Raw genomic sequence first — 6,701 nt, 5'->3', positions numbered from 1 at the left:
GTGTTTTGACATGCCTGGTGAACAACGCCGGAATTGCAGCGCGACCGTTGACTGACTTGCTCGAGTTATCACCAGAAGCCTTTGATCGATCGCTAGATATCAATTTGCGCGGTACTTTTTTTCTAACCCAAGCATTTGCAAAGCTGTTGGTTAAACAAGACGTCAATCCGTATCACCGCAGTGTTGTAATGATCACTTCGATAGCTGCTGAAATGATTTCGCCCGACCGTGCTCAATACTGTGTGAGTAAAGCAGCGCTGTCAGCGACTACACGACTATTTGCAGTTCGATTAGCAAATGCAGATATTGCCGTACATGAGGTGCGCCCAGGTTTCATGCGCACCGATATGACAGCCTCAGCAGGCAGTGACGTCATAGATCAATGGATAGCCGATGGCCGCGTGCCAATTCCTCGCTGGGGCACACCCAAGGATGTTGGGCGAACGGTTAGCACACTTGCTCAAGGCTTAATACCTTACTCTACAGGCCAGTCATTTTGGGTTGCCGGTGGATTAAATATGATGCGTGCAACGTAAATTGTTTCTGATGGACGCTGTTGCATAGAAGCGGCCTCGGTTTTTTGAACAGCTGGCTAAGCGAGATTTCTTCCCGCAAAAACGGCCTGCCAGCAGGCCGAACCTGGAGAAATCTATGACCATCAAATCAAGACGCAAACACAGCGCGACCTTCAGAGTCAAAGTCGCACTGGAGGCGGTGCGCGGTGTGAATCGACCAGAGTTTTGTAGATAGTTCACAGCCTCCTATTTCCGTTCAAATAGGAGCTCATATGAACGCACAACGTTACCCAGAAGAATTCAAGGCAGAAGCTGCCAAGCAAATCATTGAACACGGCCACAGCGTGTCCGATGTATCACGCCGCTTAGGCGTGAGCACGCATAGCCTGTACAAGTGGATTAAGTTGCAGCAAATCCCTGCAGCGCAGCGGCTTGAGCAATCCAGTCAAAGCGAAGAGATGCGGCGCTTGAAAGCAGAGCTCAAACGCGTTACAGAGGAGCGTGACATCTTAAAAAAAGCGGCGGCGCACTTTGCTCGTCAGTGCGACTGAAGTACGCCTTTATTGCCAAGCATCAGTCGATTTACAGCGTCACTCGTATGTACCGGGTACTGCGGGTGCATCCCAGCGGCTATTACGCCTGGAAAGTACACCCGCAAAGCCAGCGAGCCATCGATGACCAGCGCCTGCTGGGTTTACTCAAGCGGGCTTGGTTAGAAAGCGGTGGCGTGTACGGCTACCGCAAACTGACGCTGGATATGCGTGACCTGGGCGAGCAATGCAGCAGGCATCGCGTGGCAAGACTGCTGCGTTGCGCTGGAATCCAAGCACAGCGGGGTTATGGTAAACGTCCTCGCGTCAGAGGTGGCGCTCCTGCAGTCGTAGCACCCAACCTGCTCGCACAGCAGTTCACCGTGAATGCACCCAATAAAATCTGGGTGACTGACATCACCTATATCAACACGCACGAGGGGTGGCTGTATCTGGCAACGGTGATGGACTTGTTCTCTCGGCAAGTAGTGGGTTGAGCAACTGGTAGCCGCATTGACACCCAATTACCCTTGGACGCCTTGCACATGGCCATCTGGCGCAGAAGACCACGAGAGACCGTCATCGTGCATTCTGATCAAGGCTGCCAATTTACGAGCCACGAGTGGCAGAGGTTTTTAGCCAGCCACAACTTAAAGCCCAGCATGAGCAGGCGAGGCAACTGTCATGACAATGCTGTGGCAGAAAGCTTCTTCCAATTGCTCAAGCGAGAACGGATCCGTAAGCACGTCTATGCAACCAGGCAAGAGGCGCGTAGCGATGTGTTTAGCTATATTGAAATGTTTTACAACCCCATCCGCAGACATTCGTCTGCGGATGGCCTGTCTCCCGTAGAGTTCGAGAGGCGCAATTCCGTGAGGCTGGCAACTATCTAGGAAATGCTGGTCGATTCACTTATCGAAGCGGACGAAGTCCAATGATTTGACGAGCCTCCTCGGGAGTTGCAGGCTCAAAGCCCATTTCACGCACCAAACGTACTAGTCGTTCGACTAGTTGGATGTTGGTTGCGAGTACCCCATGTTCATAATAGAGGTTGTCTTCTAGGCCGACACGGACATGTCCGCCCAAAAGTAGCGAGTTCATCGCTGCAGGCAATTGGGCTGCGCCGATAGCACTCACATTGAACACTGTTTTTGGGGGAAGATGGTCCACCATGGTTTGGAGGAGCTTGGGGGTATAAGGAAGTGCGCCTTGGAAGGCGTTGGCGCCAGTGACAATATTGATGAAATGGGGAGCTTCATCAAGACCCTCTTTGAGGGCACGCTGCACATCCTGAACGATATCCGCAAGTCCAAAAACCTCCCACTCGGGTTTGATGCCCCGCTCTTGCATCATCGTGGCAATTTTGCGGATCCAGGTGGGAGGCGTGGCGACCAGAATTTCCTTGCCGCCAAAGCTGGCAATGACGGTTTGCGCATCCAGCGTGCACATTTCCACGCCTTCGCCCTGCATGCCTTTCAGGCGTTCTTCCCACTGAATCTCCCAAAGTCCATTGGGTAGTTCACGGACCATGTCGCCATTGATGCCACCGCCTGTCGAGTTGTTAAGAATGATGTCGCACTTGTCGCGAATCAGGCGATTGATCTGTGTGTAGATCGCTGGATCGCAGGTGGCCTCATCATCGGGTCTGCGCGCATGGATAGCGACAAGACTGGCTCCTGCGTTGTAGCAGCGATAGGTGTCATCGGCGATTTCCTGCGGCTGCGTGGGCAGGTTGGGGTTCATTTTCTTGGTGGCCATGCCTCCGGTTGGAGCGATGGTGATGATGACTTTGGGTTTGCTCATGGTCGGTCTCCGTGATGAGAAGGTGGTGTCGATAATCGGTGGTGTTTAATGTGCCGAGGCGTCCTGATTGGCCCCTACCCGAACGGCGCTTTTGGGCAGGCCAATCAGGATCGTGAGTCCTCCTGCAATGACGAGCGCAATCAATGCACCCAGTCCCATCTGAATGCTGCCGGTCATGCTTTTGATCCAGCCGATGACAGTTGGACTGACGAAGCCACCCAGAATCCCGAGCGAGCTGATCACCGCTATGCCAGCGGCAGCCGCGTCGCGGCTCAGATAGGTTGGAGGGATGGACCAGAACAGTGAACCACCCCCGAAGATGAAGAATGCGGCAACGCAAAGCAGCACCATGACGGGAATGAGGCTGGACCCCATGAAAGATGTGGCGAACAAGGCGCCAGCGCCTACTACCAGGGTGCCTCCGACATGCCAGCGACGCTCTTTGTAACGGTCAGAGCTGCGGCTGATGATCAGGACTCCGAGAGCACCGAATGCATAGGGGATAGCGCTGATCCAGCCAACGGCACCGATGGAGGAGATACCCAGGCTCTTGACCATGGTGGGCAGCCAGAACGTTACGGTGTAGACCGCACAGGCACAGCAAAAGTAGATAAATGCCAGCACATAGGTCTTGGGATCCGCCAGTGCGGCAGTCAGCTTGCTGTGGTGGCCAGGTTGGGAGCTTCCTTTGTGATCTGCATCCAGCACCTTCTCAACCAGCGCTTTTTCACTGGCATTGAGCCAGGGCGCATCGCCTGGCTTGTTGGGCAACAAACGATAGAGCAGGAAACCCAGCAGGATCGTCGGCAGACCTTCGACAATGAACATCCACTGCCAGCCATGCATGCCTCCCAAGCCCTCCATGCCGCTCATGATCATCCCCGACAGTGGCCCGCCTAGCACGCCGGTGATAGGCATGCCAAAGAGAAACAGCCCTGTCACGCGGCCACGGCGATGGCTCGGGTACCAGTAGGTGAGATAAAGAATGATGCCGGGGAAAAAGCCTGCTTCAAATACGCCAAGCAACAGCCGGATGACATAAAAATGCCATGGCTCGGTGACGAACGCCGTTGCGGATGATGCCAGACCCCAAAGCACCATGATGCGCAGAAAGGTCAGGCGAGCTCCGATCTTTTCCAGCAACAGGTTGCTGGGCACCTCAAACAGCAGATACGTAATGAAGAACAGTCCCGCTCCGAGCCCGTAGATCGCATCCGAGAACGCCAGATCCTGCTTCATCTGCAGCTGTGCATACCCGATATTGATTCGGTCGAGGAACGCGAAAACATAGGCAATTAGCACGATGGGCATGACGCGCCATGTGATCTTGCGATAGACGCTGTCCTCCGAGGCGGCCAGAGCAGGCCGGTGGAGGTCTGAGCCTTGTGAGGCCGAGAGGGGGGCAGAATTCATTGTTTGTCTCCTGAAATGATGGCTTTAAGCCATTACGTGGATCATTCCGGGAGACAGGCATCAGTGCAGTCGATGCACCGACAGTTGAAGACAGGGTAAACCCGGTGCGATTACTTTGAAGCGGCAATTACTGGGCAAGCTTTTGCAGACCTGGTAAGTCGAGCACGACGATGCCGCCATATTCACTTTTGATTAGTCCCTGGCTTTTGAAGCGCGACAGAGCACTATTGCAGCTTTGCCTGGATACAGCAGCTAGATTTGCCAGCTCCTCCTGTGATAGCAACAGGTACATTTCGCCGCGAGGGTTGAGCAGGGGGTGCACCAGTCCCACCAGGGCGCGCGCCACTTGGCTAGGGGTATCAAGCAGGTGCTGTGCCACATAGTTGCCCATAAACCAATGCAGCCGGTCATTGACCTGCTGCAACAGAAACTCGTTGAAAACCGGGCTGTTGCGGCGTAGCCAAGCAAATGTGCTGTGGGGAATCATGGCAATGCGACTGTGCCGCAGAGCAATAAGGTCGGCTTGGCGTGGTTGGTCTCGAATGATGGAGCCTTCACCAAACCAGCTACCAACAGACTGTCCTCCAAGCGTAATCGAGCGTCCGTCTGCGGACGTGACAGACCATTTAATCAGCCCTTCAAGTACGCCATACCAAGCATGCTGATGCTCCCCATAGCGACCGATGGATTCGCCCTGTGAAACGGCGTGTTCACTAGCTTCCGCACGAACCAACGCGCGCGTTGATTCATCAAGGGCGGTGAACCAAGCGGACTGCGTCAGCAACTCCTCTAGGGTCAGAGATGGTGTGCGCACGCGTTGAAGGCGAGTCATTAAAGAATCTTTCAGGGGGCAAATGCAGGTCGCCAGTCCAGTTAACCAGGGTAAATACCTAATTGAAGTGTCAAGCTATCGACTGACTGCATGGGATCAACTGCGAAAAATTATCCCATTTGAAGTGCCATTTGAAAGCCATGAGTCGGACCATTGACTACAGTGTAGAAATCCAGTTCGGGGATTGCGACCCTGCTGGAATCGTTTTCTTCCCCAATTTTTCCCGTTGGATGGATGCCGCATCGCACCATTATTTCCTAGCTTGCGGGTTGCCTCCATGGCACTCCATGAGCGCATTGCCAGGCTGTGTCGGGGCGCCGCTGCTCGAGATACATACTCGCTACCATGTGTCAGCGACCTATGGCGAGCAGCTAACCATCCAGAGCAATGTGCAAGAGTGGCGCGGCAAGGTGTTTACCCATCACCACCGTGTGATGCGTGCAGACACGCTGATCTGTGAAGCGCGTGAAACACGGGCTTTATGCGTGCGCCGAGATGACGGAATACTCAAGGCCGTACCAGTCCCCGACTTCATCATCGAGGCGTGCCGCTGACCCTCTCAACAGGAGACTTCATGACTTCAACTACAGTTCAACGCGCGTTGATTACCGCCGGCGCTGGCGGCATCGGCCGAGCCATAGCGCTGGCGTTTGCGAACGCTGGCGCCCGCGTCCATGTCTGCGATATCGATGCCAAAGGACTTGATGAGCTATGTGCGAAGCACCCTTGCATTACAGGCAGTGTCTGTGATATTTCGGATCGTGAATCTGTGCAGAAAATGGTTCAGACAGCCACGACCGCCATGGGCGGTCTGGATGTACTGGTGAACAATGCAGGTATTTCGGGGCCGACTGCCAGCGTCGAGGAGATGGACTTTGAGGCCTGGGAGGCCGTGATACGCGTAAACCTCACAGGCACCTTTGCCGTGACGCAGGCTGCGATCCCGCACCTTAAGCAGTCGCAGGCAGGTTCGATCATTGTCATGTCCTCGTTGGCTGGACGCTTTGGGTATCCGAATCGCAGTCCCTATTCCACCACGAAGTGGGGGCTAATTGGATTGACCAAAACGCTGTCCCGCGAACTGGGTGAATTTGGTATCTGCGTCAACGCTATTTTGCCCGGAGCCGTGGATGGTCCACGTCTCAAGAATGTATTCTCAGGAAGATCAGCAACTTCGGGACGCAGTGTTGAACAGGAAGCCGCCGCTGCACTGGCAAATCAGTCTATCAAACGTTTTGTCGACCCAGCTGACATCGCCGCAATGGCTCTATTCCTTGCTTCGAAGACGGCTCGCTCTATTTCCGGACAGATGATTCCGATTGATGGTGACTCGCAAAGCGCTTCTTAAGTTTTGCTCTGGTAGCCATATTCATTTGGGTGGGGCTGTCCAGAATGACAGGGCGTTGTTGCATTACAGGGACTTCCCGTCAATGCAACAACGCCCATTTTGGACAAAGCTAAGAACTCCACTTTTGAGGGGCAACCTCAACCATAAACGCTTCCTGTTTTGTGGATATCTTGCAACAAGCCTGCGCGCGCCTCGTCTAAAGTGGTTTTTTGGCTCAGTATTGTTAATTTCCACGCATAACTGACCCGCCGGGGATGCGG

At 54.2% G+C, this 6,701-nt stretch carries 6 protein-coding genes and 1 pseudogene; 4 read left to right on the top strand and 3 right to left on the bottom strand.

Features of this window, described 5'->3' with window-relative positions; all coding sequences use genetic code 11:
• Together CSE6_RS25665 and CSE6_RS25660 are read left to right on the top strand one after the other, a co-directional pair.
• Positions 1 to 536 (top strand): SDR family oxidoreductase (locus tag CSE6_RS25665; RefSeq protein ID WP_083994845.1); only part of this gene is annotated, 536 nt, incomplete at its 5' end.
• Between the two features lie 251 nt (positions 537 to 787).
• Positions 788 to 1,938: pseudogene (locus CSE6_RS25660) on the top strand (IS3 family transposase).
• Positions 1,939 to 1,957: 19 nt separating this feature from the next.
• Here CSE6_RS25660 and CSE6_RS25655 read toward each other — a convergent pair.
• The 3 genes from CSE6_RS25655 to CSE6_RS25645 all read right to left on the bottom strand — a co-directional run bounded on the left by CSE6_RS25655 (position 1,958) and on the right by CSE6_RS25645 (position 5,093).
• Positions 1,958 to 2,848, bottom strand: coding sequence for a 3-keto-5-aminohexanoate cleavage protein (locus tag CSE6_RS25655; RefSeq protein WP_059441866.1), 891 nt, complete (start codon positions 2,846 to 2,848; stop codon positions 1,958 to 1,960).
• A gap of 45 nt (positions 2,849 to 2,893) precedes the next feature.
• A complete protein-coding gene (locus CSE6_RS25650; protein WP_059441865.1) occupies positions 2,894 to 4,261 on the bottom strand; it encodes an MFS transporter in 1,368 nt (455 codons plus the stop codon).
• Between the two features lie 127 nt (positions 4,262 to 4,388).
• A complete protein-coding gene (locus CSE6_RS25645; RefSeq protein ID WP_059441864.1) occupies positions 4,389 to 5,093 on the bottom strand; it encodes a Crp/Fnr family transcriptional regulator in 705 nt (234 codons plus the stop codon).
• Between the two features lie 140 nt (positions 5,094 to 5,233).
• Between CSE6_RS25645 and CSE6_RS25640 the strand changes: the two genes are divergently transcribed.
• Complete coding sequence (locus tag CSE6_RS25640; RefSeq protein WP_059441863.1) at positions 5,234 to 5,647, top strand: thioesterase family protein; 414 nt, start codon at positions 5,234 to 5,236, stop codon at positions 5,645 to 5,647.
• A gap of 20 nt (positions 5,648 to 5,667) precedes the next feature.
• Positions 5,668 to 6,441, top strand: coding sequence for an SDR family oxidoreductase (locus CSE6_RS25635; RefSeq protein ID WP_059441862.1), 774 nt, complete (start codon positions 5,668 to 5,670; stop codon positions 6,439 to 6,441).
• The last annotated feature ends 260 nt before the right edge of the window (positions 6,442 to 6,701 follow it).

The sequence above is a fragment of the Comamonas sp. E6 genome (assembly GCF_001010305.1).
Classification (GTDB): domain Bacteria; phylum Pseudomonadota; class Gammaproteobacteria; order Burkholderiales; family Burkholderiaceae_C; genus Comamonas; species Comamonas thiooxydans.
The sequence above is the reverse complement of the archived record's forward strand: the minus strand, read 5'-3'. Positions and strand labels throughout refer to the sequence as shown.

Bases quoted from the DNA above. Each gene is read 5' to 3' on its own strand.
- CSE6_RS25655 (WP_059441866.1), bottom strand. From the start codon at position 2,848: ATGAGCAAACCCAAAGTCATCATCACCATCGCTCCAACCGGAGGCATG.
- CSE6_RS25650 (WP_059441865.1), bottom strand. From the start codon at position 4,261: ATGAATTCTGCCCCCCTCTCGGCCTCACAAGGCTCAGACCTCCACCGG.
- CSE6_RS25645 (WP_059441864.1), bottom strand. From the start codon at position 5,093: ATGACTCGCCTTCAACGCGTGCGCACACCATCTCTGACCCTAGAGGAG.
- CSE6_RS25640 (WP_059441863.1), top strand. From the start codon at position 5,234: ATGAGTCGGACCATTGACTACAGTGTAGAAATCCAGTTCGGGGATTGC.
- CSE6_RS25635 (WP_059441862.1), top strand. From the start codon at position 5,668: ATGACTTCAACTACAGTTCAACGCGCGTTGATTACCGCCGGCGCTGGC.